The organism is Methanooceanicella nereidis, from assembly GCF_021023085.1.
In the GTDB taxonomy this organism is placed as follows: domain Archaea; phylum Halobacteriota; class Methanocellia; order Methanocellales; family Methanocellaceae; genus Methanooceanicella; species Methanooceanicella nereidis.
On the sequence record NZ_PGCK01000015.1, the window covers coordinates 16,274 to 38,430 of the forward strand.

Here is a 22,157-nt window from a genome sequence, read left to right on the forward strand (position 1 = left end):
GTTAAAATAAGGATATATAGACATTCATAGGAAATTGTTTTTTTTATTGGATTATTTTTTGTTTTAAAACTTCTTTTTTAAATATTGGTTGAAAGTCTATGTACAGGATGGAATATAAGACAAACGTAGGGGATATGGCTCCCGATTTTACTGTAAGGAGCACATCCGGTAAAAACGTAAGATTATATGACTGTAAGAACAAAAAAACTGTGCTATTATTCTTTTTCGACCATGAAAGAGCCAGATGCCTTGACATTATTTCAAAAATCGGCCTGGATCATGACAGATTTAAAAATATGGACGTTGCAGTCTTTCCGATCACCGGCACAGATGTCGAGAAGGCTAAAACCCTAAAGGAAAAGCTTGAATTACCCTTCAATATCCTGTGTGACGAGGATCACGGCGTGATCAAGATGTACAAGACAGGACAGTGCAGCACAACGGCTGCGCACGTATGTTTTGAAGTGATAACTAACGTGACGGAGCCGACGATATTTATCATCGACACGAGCGGAGTGATAAGATCGAAAATGCGGGTGACATCGTCTAATATACCAGATAACGAGACGCTATTGATGCGCTGTAAAGAAGCCGGTGAATGACACTAGACCATTTTCGGGAACTTCATGCAAACTTCAGGCTTCGTGCCATGGATCCCGCAGGAGGATATGCCGTTATCCATATGATAGATACATCCTCCCTCACCGCTCTTTGGCAATACAAGGCAGCCGTCATCCCTGGATGCCGCGAATATCGCGAATGCGGCCTTAGCCATGAGGTCCCTGTCGCAGCCGGCTATATGGCCGGCCATCAACTCGACCATCTTGATAGCCTGGGCCTTTATATTTGGAGCGGTTTCGTCCTCCTTTCTTCTGGGAACATATCGAAGATCGGCGAGTATATCAAACCTGCCTTCTCTGATCCACCTGAGCACGTCATACAGGGAAGCCTCTATTCTCCATGGCTTCCTGCAGCAATTGCCGCACCTGTAACACGCCTGGCTCGATATGCCCGATATGATATAACCCATTGATGCCGCTTTTGGACATATCAGGTATATCTCATAAGCAGAGTAAAGTTGCTCAGTCGTGATATCTTCTTTTACCCTCTGGCGGACTATTTTGAAGAAATCCTGTCTGCTCAACATAAATAATTTCTATATAGATTTCTCCGATATTATAGTTATCATGATACACAAAATCACAATATAATAAAATTATATATTTTGATATAATAAAATAAACCTAATCATCCTTTTTTTCAATTCGTCATTATTTATACAGACAACAAACAATGACGTAATAAATAGAAGCTAATTAAACAATATTATACAAAAATAAAGTGTTACAGAGGAGCTGGATAGAATAAGACTATAAAAATAATTAATATGTTCTACATCAACTAAAGATATGAAACCCCCACAAGAAGAGCGCTGGGCTACGGAAGCTTGATCAGATGCTTGCCGGCTGAGGTCCTGACCTTTCGCACGAGATCCAAGTGCGAAAGATCATCCAGTGGACGTCTGTCGTGATCCGGGCGTCACAAGTGTCCGTACCCACCTATCTACCTCTAATTTTTTAAGTTTTAAAGATATATCGATAGGCTTATTATCGCATGTATTATCCCGATAGCGATAGCGGCACCCGCTATCATCTGATGGGTTTTTATCGTTGTCCTGATCCATCCTTTCATGAGGCCGTAACCCACATATGCGGTTATCAGCAGAAGCGCGACGGTGAGCATACCCATCCAGCTTAACACCGGAAGCCCCAAAAACATCGTATAAGCAAATTCCTGTATTCCGCCTATCATACGACTATCACCTTACCTTTCATATACGGATGAATGCCGCAGATATAATCGAACGTGCCTGCGATCTCAAAACTCTTTGAATAAGACTCCCCTTTACCCAGCAAAGGAGATGTGCCGTCAGAGAACTTAATGTCATGTTTCGCGCTGTCCTCATTTGTCCAGGTCACTGTACCTCCTTTTGATATTGTCACTTCCGCGGGTAAAAACTCAAAATTTTTTATGGCAACACCGGCAGTTTCGGTTACTTCCACATTGTCAGGGGACGTATAACCTCTTGCCTGATACCCACTTTGATCGCCGGGAGAAGAAGTACACCCTGAGACCAGAATGATCGTAAATATTATGGCCCCTACAATAGCCAATGTCATGCTATTCTTTGCCCTGATCTTCCTCATAATTAGAGATTCTTAAAATAAGGAGATAATTTTAATCATAGAATATATAACATAAATTTGGGCACCGGCGATGATTTAACGATAAAACGGCCCTAACAGTATTCAAAATACTCTATAAGTGCTCTGGCCACCTTTGGGTCGTCCATGGCAGCGATGAAATCTTCAGGACTATTAAAAGGCCTTGAGCGGATTATATTAGCGGCCCTGTTTTTACCTACACCCGGAAGGCTTTCGATCACCCTGGACGGGGCATGATTGATGTCAAGCGGGTACGGAACGGCAGTGATAGACCTGAACCCGTGGCCTACGACCTTATAGTCACCGATATTCCCGATAGGTGACTCCCGTGGGACACCGACAAGTATGGGATAGGTGGCTATTTGCCGGCCAAACGTCACGCCTTTCTCAAATAGCTCCATTCGGACATCCCTGAGAACGGTACCCTCCGGTACTACGCGCCGGAGCATCCCCATATCGATCTCCTCGCGGATCTTTTCCTTATACGAGTGAAAGACGCCTTTGTGCTTATTAACGAGCTTTTCACCAAACTCAGCCATCTCGGTGCCCTCGAAAGGCATTACCTGCCTTATGTTTATACGCCTTACCCAGAGATCCTCTTCCAGAAGCCTCTTAAGAAAATCATAATTAAGCCGGAACGTATTTTTCGTCTCGCCCATAAGCCCGTGGACGAAATTCAGCCCGGGCAGCAGTTCAGGCAGCCCATTCTGTCCCCGGGTCTTTCCGACCTCGTTGACGATACGTATCGCCTCCAGAACTTCTTCAGGCTGTGCCTTAAGGTCGTTTAGTTTTATCACCTGCGGGTCGGCGCTTTCCATACCGAATGCGGCTACATCCCCCGAAGTATGATATTTTACTATCGTTTTAAGTATAGCACGGCACTCTTCGGGATAGTGCGCGATAGTGCCCGGATTGGCATTGTCCATGTGAAGCACTTTAAGGTCAGGTGCCGCCGTTCTTATCCCGCGGTATAACTTCTCTATGGCTTCAGGGTCAGGACGGGGAAACTCCCCGATCTCTTTTGACATATACGTCAGAATGTCGGGCTGCCTGCCCAGCCTGAAATGCCTTGCCCCTGCGCGATAAAGCGCCGATACCTCTTCCACTATGTCCTTCACAGGTCGGAAATCGGGCTTACCGTAGAACCTTTCCGTACAAAAAGAGCATGTGCCCCTGAAACAACCGCGATAGGTCTCCAGCTCGACCATAGTGTAAGGAAAGTCAGGATGTTGCGGCACTATTCTTGCCCCTCTGACAGCCCATTCCGAAATATCTCCCGAGTTACGTCTCAGCCCAGGATCAACCGCCAGGCCCTCGCGAATAAACCCACTAACGACCGCCTCTATGTCGCCCGTAGCAATTATGTCGAAGCTCTGGCTGAACTTCATTTTTCGGGCCATTTTACCGCCTTCGCTGCCTGCGCCGAACATCGACACCGGCCCGCCGAGTATCTTTACAGGCTTACTCAGAGCGGACATATAGCGTTCAAGCTCCTGCAGCGATGCGGGAGTGCCTCCCAGATACTTCCCGGGCACTGTGACACCCGATATCGCCACGACAAGGTCTGAAGCTTTCATCACGTCAAGAATGGAACGGTCCTTTCTGAGCTGGTCTATTGTATAGTAGCGCACTTCACAGTCCAGAGCTCCCGCTACATATCGGGGATATGGCGCCATGTATGGCGGAACCCCGAGGCATGCAGGCTCGTCCACATACCCGTCCAGTATTACGGCCCTGTTTGTTTCGGGTGCTGTCATTCTCGCAGTAAATAAACCGTTATTTCTTAAAAAGTTAAGGGTAATGATCAGGAAAAATGCTTAGATACAACGGCTAAAATTTCCAAGACTTATTTAAGTATATGATCGTAATATGAGTATAAGGTGTTAATATGGAAACAAAATATCGGGAGGGTATCAAAGCAGGGATCATAGGCGGATCAATACTTGGCTCCGGGATCATCTTACGATTCCTGGCTGACGTGGCCGACTCATGGTATGATTTCCCCACCGGCATAGGCTCGTTCAAATGCTGCGTGTTCATTTTCATGATAATCGCTGCAGTGATCACCGGAGCGATCGCCGTATACATGGTTTCGAGGTCGCTGGCATCGCTCAACGACGCGATTAAAGTCTCAGCTGTGGCGGGAACTCTCGCAGGCCTGATCGCCGCTTTCGTAAGGATATTGACGTCCGTATTAAGCCCGTGGGTATCGGGGACGACATATTATGACGCCGTAGAAAGCCAGTTCATTTACAGCCTTGGATACTCGATCGAAGGCGCATCCTGGAATATTGTTTGCTGCGGCCCCATAATCCTGGCAGGATGTGTGCTGCTGGCGATACTCGGCGGAGCCATATACGCTATCGCGGTCCTGAAACTAAAATAAAGTTTTTTTCACAGGTAAATCAACATTAAGGGAACCATAGGCCCTTAATGAATAATTTATTATATTTCATGAGATTATTACTATGGGTGGTTTAATGGAAGTAAAATACATCCAGGGGATTAAAGCAGGGATCGCAGGCGGCATAGTACTTGCGCTATCACAGGTATTACAGTTCGTGACCGGCCTGGTAGCGGACTGGACCGACTTATGGGTACTGGTGACAGCGGCAGGGTGTCTTGTATTCTTACTATGGATAACGGTTTCCGCAGGGACGGGAGCTCTGTCAGTTCGAATGGCAGCACCGTACATGATGAAGCTTACCGATGCAGTTCTTATATCGGCCGTCGGAGGAGGCGTAGCGGGTATAGTCAATGCCGCGATGCAGGTGCTGATCGCGATCATGACACCGATATTCTCATTAAATACTTCAGACCTGGTCGGAGGCTTTGCGACCGGGGTGACCCAGGGCGGCTTAACATTATGCTGCGCACCGATAGGTATTATACTGTGCATAGTCCTGGCGATAATCGGCGGAGTGATATACGGTATAGCGGTGCTGAAACTTCAGTGATACTTCCGCCCGGTATGATTCCTGCTGACCGGTATCGTGCTATTATTAATTAAAGTCAGACCGCACATAGTGGTCTGATCCCTATAATTTCCTTAAATGGATTCTTTGTTCAAGTCATCGCAAAGGCAAATAAGGACCACTAGCTTTCACTACAATGCGCACAAAGGCAACAAAGGGCACAGTTTCCAACCACAAAGCGCACAAAGGCGAACAAGGAACACTAAACTGCTAACCACAAAGCGCACAAAGGCGAACAAGGAACACAAAGGACTTCTTTTAGAAGGTTATCATATATTTTAAAAAAATTTTTGTGTACCTTACTCGCCTTCGTGCGCTTCGTGGTGAAAGAGAATACATAATAGGATTAGGAATTAACAGAGTACAATACAAATTTTCATCATATATGCAAATTCTTAGAAAACAGACTTCTATTGGATAAATCGGAGAGCTTCTGTCTTATAATTTTATGCCCAGTACGCCGAGCAGCTTTCTTGCCCATTTTAGCTTTTTAAGCTTTTTTGGGGTGACATTGGTGTCATCGAGGTTGAAGCCGATTATAGTGATGCTTTTAGCCCCGAACTCTTTTGCCAGGAAAACACACCTGTCGCCGTCAGAGAAACCTCCGAAGTTAAAGACGTTCTCCATAGGCCCTGCCTGAGTGGTACCGATGACGTTCTTCAGTTTTGGTACCATCTTTTTTACGCTGTCGATATTATCGGCATGCGCATGAGCGAGTATAATAGAGCCTTCCGAATTAGCTTTCAAAAGGTCATCGTGGCTGCCGTCAAGGTCTGAAACGATAATGTCCGGCACGATGCCATTCCTTAAAAGTATGGAGGTGGAGCCATCTGCAGCTATAACAGTATATCCGGACGGATCGATCTTTAGAAGGTCGCCTGCCAGTCCGGGCGCCTTGCCGCAAACCAGGACGTCCCTGCCCTCAATAAGTTCCCTGATCTTTTTCAATACAGGGGAAGGGTCGGGAAGCATTGGCGAGATAAGCCTCGCCGCCGCTTCGTCGCCCTCCGGCGTCCATCCGAAATCTTCCAGTATGGCCTTATAATATGGCTCCCACTCTTCGTACTTCATACCTTTTCTATCCCTATCTTCATCGGGATGCCTTCGACGTCCCAGTCCTTTACCAGGCTGCCCGAGACGCTGCCATCCGGCTTGAATTCGAACGAGTTCGCGCGGACCTCGTTCATCGTATATTCCCTCATAGAGTCGACGAGGCCGCGGACTTTGTCATCCTCGACCTTGATATCCACTTTTATGCGGTCGTCGACATTGAGCTTGATCTCTTTTCTCATGTCCTGGATACGCCTGATAACTTCTCTGGTGTATCCTTCCGCCTCAAGCTCAGGCGTCAGTTCCACGTCGACGTATACGTTCCCTCCGGTGAACTCCGCCAGTGCGAGATGCTCGGGTATTATCTCGCGGAAGCTGACCATGTCAGGCGTGACCTCGACCTCGCCCGCCGCGGTCTCCAGCAAGTATCTGCCCTCTTTCTCTATGGCTGATTTCAGCTTGCGGCCGTCTACCCCTTTAAGGGCTGCCATGACCTGTCCGGCAGCGCCTTTGAAAGCCGGCCCCAGCACCTTCGGGTTCGGGACGACCTCTACTCCCAGCTCGGCATATTCCTCGCCGGGTGCCAGGGGTATCACGGACTTAGAGTTGGTCTGCTCCATGATCACGCCGATAAGATCCTTAACGGCTGTCACCACGTCGGGAGTTTCCGCAGACACTACAACCTTCTTGACAGGCCACCTGAGCTTCCTCTTGGCTTTCTGCCTGGCGTTCGAGCAGGCCTCGACTATCTTTCTGGCTATCTCCATATCCTTGTTAAGCTGCTCGTCCAGCAGGGAAGCGTCCACTGCCGGCCAGTCACACATATGGACCGATTCCGGCGCGGACGAGTCGGAGCACCTTACCAGGTTCTGGTACATACGCTCCGCCATGAACGGTGCGAAAGGCGCTATAAGCTTTACCGTCGTGGAAAGCACGTCATAGAGCACCCTGTATGCCGCGAGCTTATCCGGGTCATGGGCCTCCACCCAGGTCCTTTCCCTCACGAGCTGGACGTACCATCTCGAAAGGTCTTCGAGTATGAATGTGGTTATTGCCCTTGTAGCCCTGTGAAGCTCATATACCGCCATGTGGGTGTCTACCGTCTTTATAACAGCCTGCAGGCTCGAAAGTATCCAGCGGTCCTCGACCCTGAGATGGTCCTTTACCGAATCAAATGTCACCTTTGCCGGATCGAACTTATCCAGTACCATGTACGGAAGCGGGAACCTGTAAACGTTCCAGAATATGTTCAGGGTACGATGGACGTTGCCGCATTCTTCCCAGGAGAAGCTAAGGTCTTCCCAGGGCGCGTTCTGTGAAAGCACGTACAGCCTCAAGGTGTCCGCGCCAAACTTATCCACGACCTCTTCAGGAGCGACGACGTTTCCGAGGCTCTTTGACATCTTACGGCCCTTTTCGTCCAGCGTGAAACCGTGCATGCAGACCCCGTTATAAGGCGCCTTTCCGAAGCCCACCATTCCGGCGCCAAGCTGCGAATAGAACCATCCTCTGGTCTGGTCATGGCCTTCTACTATGAAGTCGGCTGGCCACCAGTCCATGAGGTCTTTCCTCTCGGGGAACCTGAGAGTCGCCCAGGACGCCACGGCGGAGTCGAACCACACGTCGAATATGTCCTCTACGCGGCGCATCTTTCCGCCGCACTCGCATTCAAGCGATATCTCGTCCACGAACGGACGGTGAAGGTCCGGCACGGACTTACCCGAGATATGCTCGAGCTCCTCTTTTGTCCCGATAACATCTAAATGGCCGCAGTTCTCGCACTTCCATATGGGTATGGGTATGCCCCAGTAGCGCTGCCTTGAAACGCACCAGTCCCTGGCGCCGCTCACCCAGTCGTAGAACCTTGCGGAGCCGGCCCAGTCAGGGTACCACTTTACGCGTTTTACCTCGGACAGCATTTCCTCTTTTATCTTGCTGACGCCTATGAACCACTGGTCAGTGGTCACATAGATGATAGGCGTCTTGCATCTCCAGCAGTGGCCGTACCTGTGAGAGATCTTCGTCGCGCCCAGAAGCAGCTTTCTTTCACGCAGGTCATCTATTACTCTCGGGTTCACGTCCCTGACGTTGAGCCCGGAATATGCTCCAACGTCCTTCGTGTACTCTCCGTTCTGCTTTACAGGGCAGAACGCAGGTATGCCTTTCTTCAGGCCGAGCTCGAAGTCATCATAACCGTGGCCGGGAGCTACGTGTACCAGGCCCGTATTCTCAGCCACAACGAAGTCTGCAAGGTAGACCTTGTGCGCGACATCCTTATGGTAAGGGATGAGATCGACAAGCGGATGCACGTACTCCGTGCCCTCAAGCTCTTCGCCGCTCATTTCCTTGATGATGTGATAGTCAGCGTACCTTCCGAGCTTCATCACACCTTCGATGAGGTCTTTCATCATGATGAGCTTATCACCGTGCTCGTCATACAGCTCGCCCAGTCTTGCGTCGCCTATCGCCTGCTTCATCCTGGCGACCTTGTCCGAATACCTCATCGGCTTTGGCGTGCCGTCGGAATGCTTGTCCATCAATGTCTCGGGATCAAGTCCCGCTTCCTTTGAAGCTTTCTCGAGCGCCGGAGCCGGAAGGGCGTGCACGAACGCATAGTTAAAGTCCTTGTGTGCCGCGACTGCCATGTTAGACGGTATAGTCCAGGGGGTCGTCGTCCATATGACGAGGTAGCCGCTTCCGTCCTTAAGCGGGAATTTTACGTAGATAGAGTCGTCATCCTTATCAGCGTATTCGACCTCTGAGTCGGCTATCGCGGTCTCGCATCTCGGGCACCAGTTGACGTTCCTCAGGCCGCGCTCCAGAAGCTTCTTCTGGTGCGCCTGCTTTATCGTCCACCAGGCTGCCTCGATGTACTCATTCTTGAGTGTCATGTACGGGTCGTCCCAGTTCATCCATACGCCAAGGCGCTTGAACTGCGTCGTCATCTCATGCATGTTGTTGATGGCGAACTTTTTACATTCCTCGGTAAAGCGGGCGACACCGAACTCTTCGATGTCCTTCTTATTTTTAAAGCCAAGGATGCTCTCCACCTTGACCTCGATCGGAAGACCGTGCATATCCCATCCGGGGCGGTCCATCAGGTCGTAGCCGTTCATGCTCCTGTACCTGAGGACAGCGTCCTTTATGGTCTTGTTCCATGCCGTGCCTAGATGGATGCGGCCCGTAGTGTACGGCGGGCCGTCTACGAAGAAGAACCTTTTATTGCCCTTCCTCAGGGCTCTGGTCTTGTTATAAGCATCAGCCGACTGCCAGAACTCCTCTATACCGGCCTCGATCTGCTTGCTGTTATACTGTTCCTTCTCTTCCTGTATCACTTCAATTCCTCGCAAGATGGTATCTACCCGTCAATGAGAACGAATATAGAGAATACCATTCGTAAAATTTAAAAACATTGTGCATTCTGCAGTCCGGGATAACGTAATCACAAAATAAGGCCCTGGCGGCCAATAAAGCAATCCCACGCTGACATTTCTAAAGCACCGTATCTAAATGATACGTACTATATTTAAAGGTTATGTATAAAGGGGAGCGAGAACAAGGAGGGGATATCGCCTAAGAAAGCGGGCAGCATAGATGGTCTCTCAGAGCGGCGTGACTTTAGTTTGATGATCTATATTAAAATTGAATGATATTATGATGCAAATATACCCGGACGCTGCTGACGGCAGATACACGGTAAAAATAAACGGCATGACCGCGACGCTTCTCGTAGAGCATGTCAGTTGACGGGGGCCGTCAGCCCCCTCTTTAGCCCGGTCATGTGCTGACAGAAACTTCGACAATGTCCCCGGTAAAGAACATTCCGGCATCCTGTGCAACCCTGGTGATACTTTCATAAAGCCCGGCGACCTCGGGGTATCCGTCGAACAGGTCTATCACGCATTCATGGCCCCACTTCTCTTTTCTTAGCTGCCATGTACCCCAAACGGTGCCGTTTATGAGTATGGCGTTGATCGACTCCCCGAACTTCGTCAGGACTTTGTCCCGGTATCCTTCCGGAACGAACCTTTCTCGATTATAATATGCTTTAACGTACGGGTCGTCCATAGGGACCAGGATGACAGACACACCATGGCTCCTGTGCGCCGATATCAATGCCTCTTCCGAAGCGTCGATATAATGGTCTCCGGCAGAACCTTCGACCCTTACGGTTTTCAGGCCGTCCATACCTTCAAGCGCGGAGGCTGCCTCATTCGCAGTTATCCCGCACCACCATGCCGCATCTTCAGCGCTCACAGGCCCGTATCCGCTGACGTATCTCCTGACCAGCATATTTAAAGCGTCTTTACGGTCCATCCTGAGCTTTAAGTCCTTAAAACGGTCAGCAAAAACAGAATATCTTCCGGGGTCCATGCCGGGTTCCCTGCCTATGCCGCCTCTCAGAAGCATCCACCGGTCCCACATAGCGGTAGCCACAACGGCCACGTTGGTAGAACGTTCCTTTGCCCGGCCCTTTCTCAGGTCAATATCCCGGGAGACTTCCGCAGGGATGCCGTTCTTGATCTGCGGAAGGGTCTTCTCCTTATTGCCCAGCGTCGATAGGATCTCCTTTTTAACTTCGACGTACTCTTCTTTTTTGACGCCCCATTTTTCCAGCGATTTACCTATGGCGTCCTCCCGGTCATGCTCGGTTAACGAATATACTGCCGGAAGCAAATCTTTGGGTATCACCTGCACGGTACTTTTCAGTCCCTTGACCCTTGCTATCCTGTTACTTTTATACAGCGCTTTCTCGAACATGTTGACGTCAAACTCTTTAACCCTCAGATAGAGGCTAAAATACGTATTTAGAAGACTGTTAGAATCGACCAGCACAAGGCTTCTCAGAGCTTCGACCGGGTCATCGCTCCTGGACCCTGGCGACAGGCGGCTCTTAGCCAGAATATAGTCGTTTACATTCTCTTTTTTCAGAATCATGATACACTTCCGCTACATATAGTGATTATCGCTGTGCGCCCATATTTTAGTTGTCCCCGGTATGGCCGGGATAGTGCCCGGGCTAACAAGTAAATTATTAATCCTATAAGTACATGCATGATATACTATACCATAGGAGACCCATAGATGGAAAAGACCTCTAAGATATCAGGATTTTACAAGATACCGCCTCTTGAAAGGCTTAACATCGTTAAAGAATATGCGGGGCTCTCGGACGAGGACGTCGCGAACATAAGCGCAACAGGCGCGTTAAAGTATGATCAGCTCGACCGCATGGTCGAGAACGTCATAGGCACAATAGAAGTGCCGGTGGGCGTAGCTGTAAACTTTTTAATTAATGATAAGGACTACCTCATCCCGATGGCAACCGAGGAGCCCTCGGTCATCGCAGCGGCTTCCAACGCGGCAAAGATGGTGCGCGATAACGGAGGCTTTACCACCAGCAGTACAGGGCCGGTCATGAGAGGTCTAATACAGGTGACCAATGTAAAGGACCCGTATGGAGCAAGGTTCGCCGTGCTATCGGAGAAAGAGAAGATAATGGAAATGGCTAACGCTGTCGACCCGATCCTCGTAAAGTTCGGCGGAGGCTGCAAGGACGTAGAGGCATACGTCAGGCAGGCGCCGTCCGAGGACATACTTGTCGTCCACCTCATAGTTGACTGCCGCGACGCCATGGGAGCGAACGCGGTCAACACGATGGCAGAGACTGTCGGGCCATACATAGAAAAGATAACCGGCGGAAAAGTCTACCTCAGGATCATATCGAACCTTGCCGACAAGAGGCTTATGAGGGCCAAGGCGGTCTTCACGAAAGAAAGCATCGGCGGCGAGGACGTAGTGGACGGAGTCATCAAGGCATTTGAATTCGCGCTGGCGGACCCGTACAGGACGGCCACCCACAACAAAGGCATAATGAACGGCATCACAGCGGTCACTCTTGCGACCGGCAACGACACCCGCGCCATCGAGGCCGGAGCCCACGCATATGCGGCGATAACGGGCACATACAGGCCGCTTACAAGGTATGAGAAGAACGCGAACGGCGACCTGGTAGCAACGATCGAGCTCCCGCTTGCCGTAGGTCTTGTAGGAGGCGCCACGGCATCGCACCCGACCGCAAGGGCTAACGTAAAGATCACCGGCGTCAAGACCGCTACTGAGCTCGGGGAGATAATGGCGGCAGTAGGCCTTGCGCAGAACTTCGCGGCAATGAGGGCGCTCGCGACCGAAGGCATACAGCGCGGCCACATGCAGCTCCACTCGAGGAACGTAGCAATACAGGCCGGAGCGACCGGAGACCTCGTAGACAAAGTGGCAGAGGCGATGGTCAGGGAAAAGAAGGTAAGGGCCGACCGCGCCAAAGAGCTTCTCGAAGAGTTCAAGGCCGGAAAACAGTAAATTGAGCGGTATGTGATAAAACACATACCATCAAACCTTTTTTCATAATTTTTTGATAAAGACAATAGATCGTATTTGGGGCACGAAGAACTAAAGAACCCTTTAAGGAGGATAAATCTAGGTATTTTTTATCGGTCCTGTCAGATCTTCGTGCCTTTGACATTCAAATTTTTTGTATCATCTTTAACAGCATGTACATATTAAGCAGCAGGACATGGATATCGACCTTCTTCTATACATACCATACCAGGCGCTTTTTCTTGCTGTTCAACCACTAATCTTTGAGCTATGGATTATTAAATATTTTTTGGACATGGTACGTACATTATGTATGTACTTATGATGAACATCTTATCAGGCATTTTCAAGTTTTTGCGCCATTGTCGATTTTAATACTAGATCTTTGATGAGCGGGTTCTCGCTCAGGTTTTAAGGATTAAAAAACTTTATGGTTACTCCCTGATCTCCGGGATATCGTTTTTATGGTTGTTCCTGTCGGATGGCAGGCAGACACATAACCTCACAGAAACACAGAACCACAAAAATTTTTATATGATATTTTAAGGTCACAAAAATCACCAAAATTTACTCACCAAACCACAAAGGCTCTAGCATCACCGTCAATGCTCTAACACCTCTAACGCTCGGCTCAACGCACCAACCTCTATAAGTCACTAACGCTAAAACAAGGCCCGAACATTCTCCAAAAACACGAAATCTTAACTGCACGGTTGACGTTTAAAAGACTATTATATCTGTTATAGGTCAGGCGAACACAAACCGGGATATTAAACTTTAGTGCCTTGGAGAACGTTCGGGATTTGTTTTAGCGTTAGTGACTTAGAGCACTTTGAGTTATGAGCCGTGCGTTAGGGCTGTTTGTGCATGGACGGTGATACTGGAGACCTTAGAGATTTTGTGAGTACATCTTTGAGATTTCGTGCCATTAAATTCTAAAAAAAATTTGTGTTTCTGTGTTTCTGTGAGGTTATGTGTCTGCCTGCCATCCGACAGGAACATTGCAAGAACATCGATCTCGGAACGAATGTTATATGCTCATTTTTGTCAAGATCATCTAAAAGTTTTTCATGGGAATAAAAATCTTGATTTTTAATTCGGAGCCGGGATATACTTTATGAGACAACCGGCAATTTTCAAAAGTGTTTTATATCAAAGGGTCGTATAGTTTTAGCCGAAAATATCGTTTATAAATTTCAATACGTGATGTACATGATATTAAATCCAGAACAGGTCAAGGAAAAGTTCGGAACGCTGTTCTCCCAGAAGCTTCTTACGATGGTAGACACTGCCAGGAACACTGCGGAGATAATGGAGACTTGCGCCGTGCGCGGCACCATCGAGTGGGACGCCGTCAACAGGTGCAGGGCCGGCGGGCTGATCCAGTGGTGCACTGTCGAAGGCACCACGATGACCATGAGAGCAAGGATAGGTGAATCCCGCGCCAATTTCGGCCCCACGGACGCAGAATACGGAGGCCAGGCACTTGAGGCCGTCATAGTCGACGGGGATACGATCAGGACAAGATGGGCAGGAATAGGAGGAGCCGGCCTGGGAATAGCTGCATGCCTGACACAGGCTCCCGGAGTATTATACTCATCTTACCCAACAGAAGATGACCTTAAGATAGGCGGGGCCAGGGCAAACAGGGTAGAGATAGTCACGCCCAGATATGAGAAGGTCACGATAGGCATTGACGACACCGACAACAAGGAAGGTGGCGCCACATGGGTGCTCGCTCTGAAAGCCAGCAAGATAGCCTCGTCCATCGACGGCGTACACTCCCTGAACCTCAGGCTCATCCAGCTTTGCCCGAAATCGCCCAACAAGACCACTAACTGCGTCTCATCGGCGGTGACTTTCGCGGTCAGGCCCGATACTGTGGACACACTGATAAAGAGCATAACAGAGACCGTAAGGAAAGAGACTAAGTCTACCAAGACAGGCATTGCGATATATCGCGGCATAGGCATCCCAGCATCGTTAAATGAATGCGGATGGGAGATCAAGAAGAGGCTCGTATCCCTTGAAGAGGTCAACGTATGGGCCGCGGAGAACGGAATAGAGTTCATAGAACTTTTTGAGAAACATGAAGGAAGGATAGGCGCCCTGGCAGCGATCGCCCTCTCGGAAGAAGGCTCGAACGCAGCAGCGCTATACAACGATAAGGCGCTCAACCTGATAAGGAAGTGAACAGAAAATGCTGTGGGATACTATCGTCAAAAGCGCACAGGCGAACAAAGCAAGGATAGCCGTGGGCGTAGGCGAGCAGTATATGGACAAGACCATTCAGGGAGCCGAACAGGCAGCCGAAAAAGGATACGCTTCAGTCATTCTTGTAGGTCCAAAAAGGATGGATACCATCCTTCCCACGGTAGTGTCTGAGAATCCCGAAGCGGAGCTGATAAAGCTGGCCAGGGACGGCAAGGTCGACGGCGTTGTCCGCGGCTCGCTGGGAGCTAACACGACGCTAAAATGCCTGAAGGAGATCATGGGCATAAAAAGAGTGCTGAGAGTATCATTGCTGAAGACGCCGTCGGGCAGGTTCTTTTTCTTCGCCCCTGTCGGCGTGGACGAGGGCTGGACCGTGGAGGATAAGGTCGAGCTTGGAGAGCTTGGTGCCGGGCTTATGCGCAGGTTCGGGGTTGAGCCGAACATTGGTGTGTTATCAGGCGGAAGGCTTGGCGACAGGGGAAGATCGGAGCGTGTCGACAGGACGCTGGACGATGCGGAAGCTGTAGCCAGGATACTCACAGAGAAGGGTATAAAGGCTAAACATGCCGAGATCCTCATCGAGGACGCCGTTAACGAGTATAACTATATCATAGCCCCGGACGGCATCAGCGGCAATCTTATTTTCAGGGCGTTATGCCTGGTGGGCGGCGGAGAAGGATATGGGGCGCCGCTAGTGGGTGCGGACATCGTTTATGTGGATACTTCAAGGGCGGGGACTGGATACGAAAATGCAATATGCCTGGCGAGTGCACTTGTCCTCCATTAATGAAAAATAATCTCGACGAAGGGCTCAAAGGAACACTAATTTTTTAACCACGAAGCGCACAAAGGGCTCGAAGGTGCACGAAACTGCTAACCACAAAGCGCACGAAGGCGAACAAGGAACACTAAACTGCTAACCACAAAGCGCACAAAGGCGAACAAGGAACACAAAGGACTTTTTTAGAAGATTACCATATTTTTTTAAAAAAAATTTTGTGTACCTTACTCGCCTTCGTGCACTTCGTGGTTAACAGTCTAGTGTACCTTACTCGCCTTCGTGCGCTTCGTGGTTAACAGTCTAGTGTACCTTACTCGCCTTCGTGCGCTTCGTGGTTAACAGTCTAGTGTACCTTACTCGCCTTCGTGCGCTTCGTGGTAAAAAAGAACAATATAAGAATTATTTTCCTTCAAGCGATCATTTTGATTTCAGGATCTAATTCGCCGTCAAATCCAAGATCCTTTAACTCTTTCACCTGTGTCATGCAGTCGACTTCATAAGCTTCGTTAAACACATGATAATCAGCCATTTTCAAGAATGCCGCATCTGCGGAGACTGCAGAATCCGAAGCGAATACTCCAATGTCCCCCATTACTTTCCTTCCGGGGCCCGGAAGGCAGTCGCAAAACTGCGTGATGTCCTTCGCGAAGCTTACATATGAGACCTTCTCTTTCTTGAAGGTGGAAAGCACGCCGTATGTCGCGGACGCCAGGGCTTTTGACAGGTTCTCTTTATCCGCGAGCGTTATAGCTCCCGTCGGGCATGCTTCCATGCATACTGGACATCTCATACACTTTGGCGATACGTTGACCGCTTTTTCCCCCAGTATCTCCGGAAGTCCCAGTTCGCATACCTCTCTACACAGCCCGCATCCTGTGCACAGCGACTCGTCGATCTCCAGGCCGACTGTCCTGTGCTGCCTTAATTTTCCGGCACTGGTGCAGCAGCCCATGGCTATGTTCTTTATTGCCCCTCCGAAGCCGGTAAGGGCATGGCCTTTATCGTGGGAAACGACTATCATCGCGTCAGCCTCTACGATCGCGCCGGCGACCTCTATCTCATCGAGGATACCTTTTGTCTTTACCTTGCGCTCATTCTCGCTCCTTAGACCGTCAGCCACTATGAAAGGGGCAAAATTGAAGCCGTTAATGACCGCGGTCTCATGATGGTCCCACGCGTTGTGGCGCTTAACGAGATAATACGTGTTGGTATCAGTCAGAAAAGGCTTACCACCGGCCTCTTTGACTTTTTGTACGATCTGGTGCACGAAAAACGGCTGGACATAATAAGGATTGCCAAGCTCGCCCACATGAAGCTTGATGGCGACAAGGTCGCCTTTTTCCACACAGTCGAAAGTGCCTGCGGAATCGTACAGCTTACCGGTACTTTTTAAAAGATCTTTACTGGTATCCCAGGGAACAAAATGAACGGTCATCCTATTTATTTTAAAAATTTAATACCTTAAATCTTATCAAACCTATATGTTTCAGAATAGCATCATAAAACCCTTTCTTCGCGAAACCGGCGCATACTTATCCGTGATTTGAATCAAGCAGGGATATAACCCGGTAAAAGCTATACTCAATATATATATTTCCGAAAAAGTTTTTAAATATTAGAAGCTAGCTAGTTAACAGTTAAATCAGTTAACATTTAAAAAACATACAGGGTGATCCCATGATCGGCATGATCCTTTGCGGCGGATATGGCAAGAGGCTAAAGCCCTATACCGATACCATACCGGCCCCTCTTATCGAGATCAAAGATAATTACACCATACTTGATAAACAGCTATTCGACTTTGCGGCGGCAGGCATAGACGAGGTCGTCCTGCTGACAGGCTATAAAAGCGAAATGATAAAGGCCCGCTACGGAAAAGAGTTCAAGGGCGTCAGGATATCTTATCATGAAGAGGACAGGCCCATGGGGACGCTGAACGCTATCAAGGCAGGGCTGGAAATGGTCGGCGGCGAAACTGACATACTCGTGCGTAACGGGGATGTCGTCGCGGATGTCAACCTAAAAAAGATGGTCCTGAGGCATGTTAACAGCCCGTATCCCGCTACTGTGTTCGTGACCAGGATGCGCAGCCCGTACGGGATAGTCGAGCTGGGCGACGACAAGATAAAATCGTTCCGCGAAAAACCCTTTATTGATTATCATATTAACGGAGGCATATACTGCCTGAGCAAAAACCTTCCTTTCCAGCAATTCGACGGCGGCAACCTCGAGCAGACCATGTTCCCGATGCTTGCGGAGAACGGCGGTCTCGGATACTATAAGGAAGATGGTGTATTCTGGGCCACTGTGGACACTGTCAGGGAGCTCGATGAAGTGCGGAAGGAATACGGCAATAAGACCGATAAGCCTTGGGGATATGAAAAAGTGCTGATCAGTACGGACAAATACCTCACAAAAGAGCTGTTCATAAGGTCGGGATATCAGACATCGTTCCACAAGCACCCGCGCAAAGACGAGACCATGTACATCATGAAGGGTGTGGGCTATATCGAGTTCGAGGACCATAAGGAGTTCTTCCAGATGGGCGACACCATCAGGATAGAGCCGAACGTGCCTCATACGATAGTTGCCACCGAGAACACAGTGCTGCATGAAGTATCCACTCCTTTCCTGGAAGATACTGTCAGGATCAAGGACTATTATAGCGTAAGATGAAGAGGCCTGTTACATGAAAGCGTTCATACTTTGCGGGGGAAGAGGGGAGAGGCTCAAGCCCATTACCGATAATGTCCCTAAACCTATGGTCCCGGTAGCAGGAAAACCCATACTGGAATACCAGATCGACCTTTTAAAGAAACACGGTGTCGACGAGGCCGTACTGCTGGTAGGCTGGCATGGCGAGGCGATAGAGAATTACTTCGGCGACGGCAGCAAGTTCGGCATGCATATCGAGTACTCTTATGAAGACCCGAATAACAGGCTGGGCACCGCCGGCCCGATAAAGGCCGCTAAGGATAAGATAGACGGGACTTTCATTGTGATGAACGGGGACATTATCTCCGACATGAACATCAGCGGCATCATAGCGTTCCATGTTGGAATGGATTCCTGGGGCACTATAAGCATGATAAACATGCCTTCACCGTACGGCATCATTGACCTGGACGGGACGAGGATTACAAAATTCAGGGAGAAGCCTGTGCTCCCGTATAAGATGAATGCCGGGCTTTATGTCCTGGAGCCGGAAGTGACGGAGTTCTTGCCGGACGTGGGATCCATCGAGACGGAGGTATTCCCGAAGCTTGCCGATCTCGGTAAATTACACGGCTTTGACTCCACGGGAATATACTGGAGCGACGTGGGCACCCATAAAGACCTTGATAAGGTAAATAAGGATGTGCTTTCCGGCGTGTTTAAGATCTGAAAATTTATTCTTTTTTAAGTCCTTTTGTGTTTTTAGGAAGATATTAATTATGCCTTTCCGGATGGCAGGTAGACTACTAACCTCACAGAAACACGGAAACACAAAAAAATTTTTATAAGATATTTTAAGGGCTCAAAAGCACCAAAAACTTACTCACTAAACCACAAAGGCTCCAGTATCACTGTCAACGCACTAACGTCTCAAACGCTCGACTCAACGCACCAAATTCTCTAATACACTAACGCTAAAACAAATCCCGAACCTCTCCAAACCACGAAAGTTTAATGGCCCGGTTTCCGTTTAACACTACTGAACAAACCGGATATGAAGATGATCAATAAGGCTTAGCACAAACCGCGATTTAAACTTCGTGGTTTGGAGAGGTTCGGGATTTGTTTTAGCGTTAGTGGTTTTGTGGACTTTAAGCGTTGAGTTGAGCGTTTGAGACGTTTGAGCGTTGACAGTGATACTGGAGCCTTTGTGGTTTAGTGAGTAAATTCTTAGAGACTTCGTGCTCTTAAAAAATCATAAAAAAATTTTTTGTGTTTCCGTGTTTCTGTGAGGTTTGTATCTACCTGCCATCCGAAAATAATAACCTGAAAAATCCAAAAATACAGAAGAACCTCTTTTTAATAACAACTATTTTTCTTCCATAAACTAATTGTAATATTACTTTTAATGTCTTATTATATTTCGATGACTATCCTATCGATGTTTGCTCAAATACTTACTATCTGGACATAAGGGTATAGAGGAACGCGATTATATAACAAAGTATTGAGGCAAAAGCGGATGTTGACTAAGCCCAAAACAGACATATCGAAGAACAATGCCGTCGGAGGCCGCCGGCCGCGGATAACAGGAAAATCATATTTGTACATTAATAGGGCTATATTGATGAATGCGGGGGTGGACTGGTCTGGATCCTACGGGTAACATTCTTGAATTTTTTCTGGTAGCTATGGCCTCGATCATCGCCATCATGAACCCGGCCAGCACAGCGGCAGTATATGCCGTGCTGACGAACGGGATGACGGAAAAAGAAAAGGCGAAAGTGGCCCACCAATCGATGAAGATAGGCGCTCTTGTGCTTTTATTCTTCGCTATCACGGGCCAGCTTGTCTTTGCGATCTTCGGGTTCGATATTCCCGCGTTCAGGATCGCCGGCGGAATACTTCTGATCACGGTGGCTCTCGGCATGCTTTTCCCGAAGAACAACGAGTTCAAGGATAAAGACATGGAGAATATCTCGATAGTCCCGCTGGCATTCCCGATGACGTGCGGCCCGGGGACGATCACTACGGTCATACTGCTTGCCGCAGAGGCCACTAACGTATTTCAGACTTTAATAGTGTTCATAGCGATATTCATCGGAGTCTTCCTATCATATGTGGGGATGAAATATTCGCCGCAGATATTTAATGTCATAGGAGAGGAGGGGTTCAAGGTGATACCAAAGCTCATGGCCATCATAGTCCTTGCCATAGCCGTACAGTTCATTATCAACGGTATCATCGAAGTGATGCCTCAGATCCTGCATATACCGGGCTAGGGCAATTGCCCTCCCGCACTATTTTTCTGTCTTATCCTCATCGTGTTCGTGCTTATGATAGATATCGCCCGGCAAATGACAGTGGTCGTGTATGATATCAGCATGCGCATGCGTATGCCTGTGCTCTTCTCCGAACAGTAGCATCGCTCCGATGATCATTACCGGCAGGGCGACCAGGAACTGTATGTTAATAGACTCTTTGAATATCAGGAAAGATAATACGACCCCTGCAAACGGAGCTATGGCGAACCATGCGCTTGTTCTTGATGCCCCGAGCCCCCTCATGGCTGTCAGGAACAGGGCTATGCTCAGGCCATAGCTGATGCTCCCTATAAACAGCGCACCCAGAAGTATGGGCAGCGAAGGGAACGGATTATTAAGGGATATCGCGAGTATCAGAGAGAACGTGCCGGCACAAAGTCCTTTGATCATGCCCAGGTCCGCGGCGTCTTTATTGCATATGTTCCTCATCAGGTTATTGTCGATACCCCAGAAGATACAGGCTAATAGGACTCCGGCCGCCCCTATGGAGATACCATACTGGCTGCCAGGATCCGCAGACAGCACTATGCCGGCCGTAGTGATCAATAATATTGCTCCCAGTATGCGCCTTTCCAGTATCTCCCCGAAAGCGATCATAGCTATCGTGGTGGTGGCGACGCACTCGAAGTTCAGAAGCAGGGACGCGGTAGATGCCGGCGTGATGCGGAGGCTGAACATTAATATTATGGGTGCGGCAATGCCGCCGGCAAGTATAGCCCCCGCAAGCCAGGGAATATCGCCCCGGGATATTATTTGCTCTTTAATGACATCATTAAAAACTAAGCTCTTGAGCATCTTATAAAGGAATAGCCCTATGCCGCTGCCAAGATATAGAAAGGACGCTAATAACACAGGCTCTATCTCACCCAGTAAAAGTTTAGATAACGGCGGGCTGGCGCCGAATAGAGCGGCACCCGCTATCGCCAGCAGAGTGGAATAGACGACATCCTTATCCAATTATTTGATCTCCCTGAATCTCTGAGTTTTTAGGTTATAAACAAATTAGAAACATGATGGATATATATTAAATCATTTTAAGCTACAGCAATGCCATATTTTTAGGCGTGGTAGTGAGTTTACTTTATTCTGGATTTTATCTTTAAGTATGACCACGAAGGCGATAAAGGACACTAGCTTTCACCATAAAGCGCTCAACGGGCTCGAAGGTCCACCATTTTTCCCCACGAAATCTTTGATGAGCGGGGTCTTGCTCAGGTTTTAAGAATGAAATAACGTGTCTTACCTATTGGTCTTTGAGATGAAGTTTTTATGGTTGTGCCTGCCATCCGACAAGCACAACGGCAGAACATCGATCCCATAATGAATGTTACATGCACGTCTTTACAGAGACCTTCAAAAAGTTTTTCATGGGAGCGCACGAAGGCGAACAGGGTACACCAATTTCCACCACGAAGGGCGCTAAGGGCTCCAGTAGTTGTGATGGTGTTTAGTTGGTTGTTTGGATAGGGGTTGTGGTTGTTTTCTTTTTCTTAATATTTTGTTGGTGTTTTGATTAATCGATTGTTTTTGTTGATTAATGGTTTGAGAAGCTGTG

18 protein-coding genes are annotated in these 22,157 nt (G+C 48.6%); 9 read left to right on the plus strand and 9 right to left on the minus strand.

Annotated elements, in window-relative coordinates; translation table 11 throughout:
* Positions 1-98: 98 nt before the first annotated feature.
* Positions 99-602 carry a peroxiredoxin family protein gene (locus CUJ83_RS14785; RefSeq protein ID WP_230743227.1) on the plus strand — a complete coding sequence of 168 codons (504 nt, stop codon included), beginning with the start codon at positions 99-101 and terminating at the stop codon, positions 600-602.
* A gap of 2 nt (positions 603-604) precedes the next feature.
* Here CUJ83_RS14785 and CUJ83_RS14790 read toward each other — a convergent pair whose 3' ends face one another.
* The 4 genes from CUJ83_RS14790 to CUJ83_RS14805 all read right to left on the minus strand — a co-directional run bounded on the left by CUJ83_RS14790 (position 605) and on the right by CUJ83_RS14805 (position 3,982).
* Complete coding sequence (locus CUJ83_RS14790) at positions 605-1,147, minus strand: YkgJ family cysteine cluster protein (RefSeq protein ID WP_230743228.1); 543 nt, start codon at positions 1,145-1,147, stop codon at positions 605-607.
* Positions 1,148-1,584: 437 nt separating this feature from the next.
* A complete protein-coding gene (locus CUJ83_RS14795; RefSeq protein WP_230743229.1) occupies positions 1,585-1,812 on the minus strand; it encodes a hypothetical protein in 228 nt (75 codons plus the stop codon).
* Positions 1,809-2,207, minus strand: coding sequence for a cupredoxin domain-containing protein (locus tag CUJ83_RS14800; protein ID WP_230743230.1), 399 nt, complete (start codon positions 2,205-2,207; stop codon positions 1,809-1,811). Before CUJ83_RS14800 ends, CUJ83_RS14795 begins: the two co-directional genes overlap by 4 nt.
* A gap of 92 nt (positions 2,208-2,299) precedes the next feature.
* Positions 2,300-3,982 (minus strand): radical SAM protein, encoded by a 1,683-nt coding sequence (locus tag CUJ83_RS14805; protein ID WP_230743231.1) that lies wholly within the window; start codon positions 3,980-3,982, stop codon positions 2,300-2,302.
* 131 nt (positions 3,983-4,113) lie between these two features.
* On the opposite strand from CUJ83_RS14805, the gene CUJ83_RS14810 reads away from it, so the two are divergent.
* Positions 4,114-4,611 carry a hypothetical protein gene (locus CUJ83_RS14810; RefSeq protein ID WP_230743232.1) on the plus strand — a complete coding sequence of 166 codons (498 nt, stop codon included), beginning with the start codon at positions 4,114-4,116 and terminating at the stop codon, positions 4,609-4,611.
* Positions 4,612-4,705: 94 nt separating this feature from the next.
* A complete protein-coding gene (locus CUJ83_RS14815; RefSeq protein ID WP_230743233.1) occupies positions 4,706-5,182 on the plus strand; it encodes a hypothetical protein in 477 nt (158 codons plus the stop codon).
* A gap of 456 nt (positions 5,183-5,638) precedes the next feature.
* On the opposite strand, the gene CUJ83_RS14820 is transcribed toward CUJ83_RS14815, so the two are convergent.
* From CUJ83_RS14820 to CUJ83_RS14830, 3 genes are all read right to left on the minus strand, one after another.
* A complete protein-coding gene (locus CUJ83_RS14820) occupies positions 5,639-6,271 on the minus strand; it encodes a 6-hydroxymethylpterin diphosphokinase MptE-like protein (protein WP_230743234.1) in 633 nt (210 codons plus the stop codon).
* Complete coding sequence (gene ileS, locus CUJ83_RS14825; protein ID WP_369424445.1) at positions 6,268-9,585, minus strand: isoleucine--tRNA ligase; 3,318 nt, start codon at positions 9,583-9,585, stop codon at positions 6,268-6,270. The genes CUJ83_RS14820 and ileS overlap by 4 nt, the downstream gene beginning before the upstream one ends.
* A 442-nt stretch (positions 9,586-10,027) precedes the next feature.
* Complete coding sequence (locus CUJ83_RS14830) at positions 10,028-11,188, minus strand: winged helix DNA-binding domain-containing protein (protein ID WP_230743236.1); 1,161 nt, start codon at positions 11,186-11,188, stop codon at positions 10,028-10,030.
* A gap of 147 nt (positions 11,189-11,335) precedes the next feature.
* Between CUJ83_RS14830 and CUJ83_RS14835 the strand changes: the two genes are divergently transcribed.
* The 3 genes from CUJ83_RS14835 (at position 11,336) to mtxX (ending at position 15,629) form a co-directional block, all read left to right on the plus strand.
* Positions 11,336-12,610 carry a hydroxymethylglutaryl-CoA reductase, degradative gene (locus CUJ83_RS14835; protein WP_230743237.1) on the plus strand — a complete coding sequence of 425 codons (1,275 nt, stop codon included), beginning with the start codon at positions 11,336-11,338 and terminating at the stop codon, positions 12,608-12,610.
* A gap of 1,230 nt (positions 12,611-13,840) precedes the next feature.
* Positions 13,841-14,821 (plus strand): DUF1743 domain-containing protein, encoded by a 981-nt coding sequence (locus CUJ83_RS14840; RefSeq protein WP_230743238.1) that lies wholly within the window; start codon positions 13,841-13,843, stop codon positions 14,819-14,821.
* 7 nt (positions 14,822-14,828) lie between these two features.
* Positions 14,829-15,629, plus strand: a complete 801-nt coding sequence (gene mtxX / locus CUJ83_RS14845) for a methanogenesis marker protein Mmp4/MtxX (RefSeq protein WP_230743239.1) — start codon at positions 14,829-14,831, stop codon at positions 15,627-15,629.
* A 403-nt stretch (positions 15,630-16,032) separates the two neighbouring features.
* Here mtxX and CUJ83_RS14850 read toward each other — a convergent pair whose 3' ends face one another.
* On the minus strand, positions 16,033-17,058 hold the full coding sequence (locus CUJ83_RS14850; RefSeq protein ID WP_230743240.1) for a DUF362 domain-containing protein: 1,026 nt from the start codon (positions 17,056-17,058) through the stop codon (positions 16,033-16,035).
* Between the two features lie 242 nt (positions 17,059-17,300).
* Between CUJ83_RS14850 and CUJ83_RS14855 the strand changes: the two genes are divergently transcribed.
* The 3 genes from CUJ83_RS14855 (at position 17,301) to CUJ83_RS14865 (ending at position 20,560) form a co-directional block, all read left to right on the plus strand.
* Positions 17,301-18,299 carry a sugar phosphate nucleotidyltransferase gene (locus CUJ83_RS14855; RefSeq protein WP_230743241.1) on the plus strand — a complete coding sequence of 333 codons (999 nt, stop codon included), beginning with the start codon at positions 17,301-17,303 and terminating at the stop codon, positions 18,297-18,299.
* 13 nt (positions 18,300-18,312) lie between these two features.
* Positions 18,313-19,008: a nucleotidyltransferase family protein gene (locus CUJ83_RS14860; RefSeq protein WP_230743242.1), complete on the plus strand. Its 696-nt coding sequence runs from the start codon at positions 18,313-18,315 to the stop codon at positions 19,006-19,008.
* A gap of 901 nt (positions 19,009-19,909) precedes the next feature.
* Positions 19,910-20,560, plus strand: a complete 651-nt coding sequence (locus CUJ83_RS14865) for a MarC family protein (protein ID WP_230743243.1) — start codon at positions 19,910-19,912, stop codon at positions 20,558-20,560.
* Between the two features lie 18 nt (positions 20,561-20,578).
* Here the strand turns inward: CUJ83_RS14865 and CUJ83_RS14870 are convergent, their stop codons facing one another.
* Positions 20,579-21,559 carry a DMT family transporter gene (locus CUJ83_RS14870; protein WP_230743244.1) on the minus strand — a complete coding sequence of 327 codons (981 nt, stop codon included), beginning with the start codon at positions 21,557-21,559 and terminating at the stop codon, positions 20,579-20,581.
* Positions 21,560-22,157: the final 598 nt, after the last annotated feature.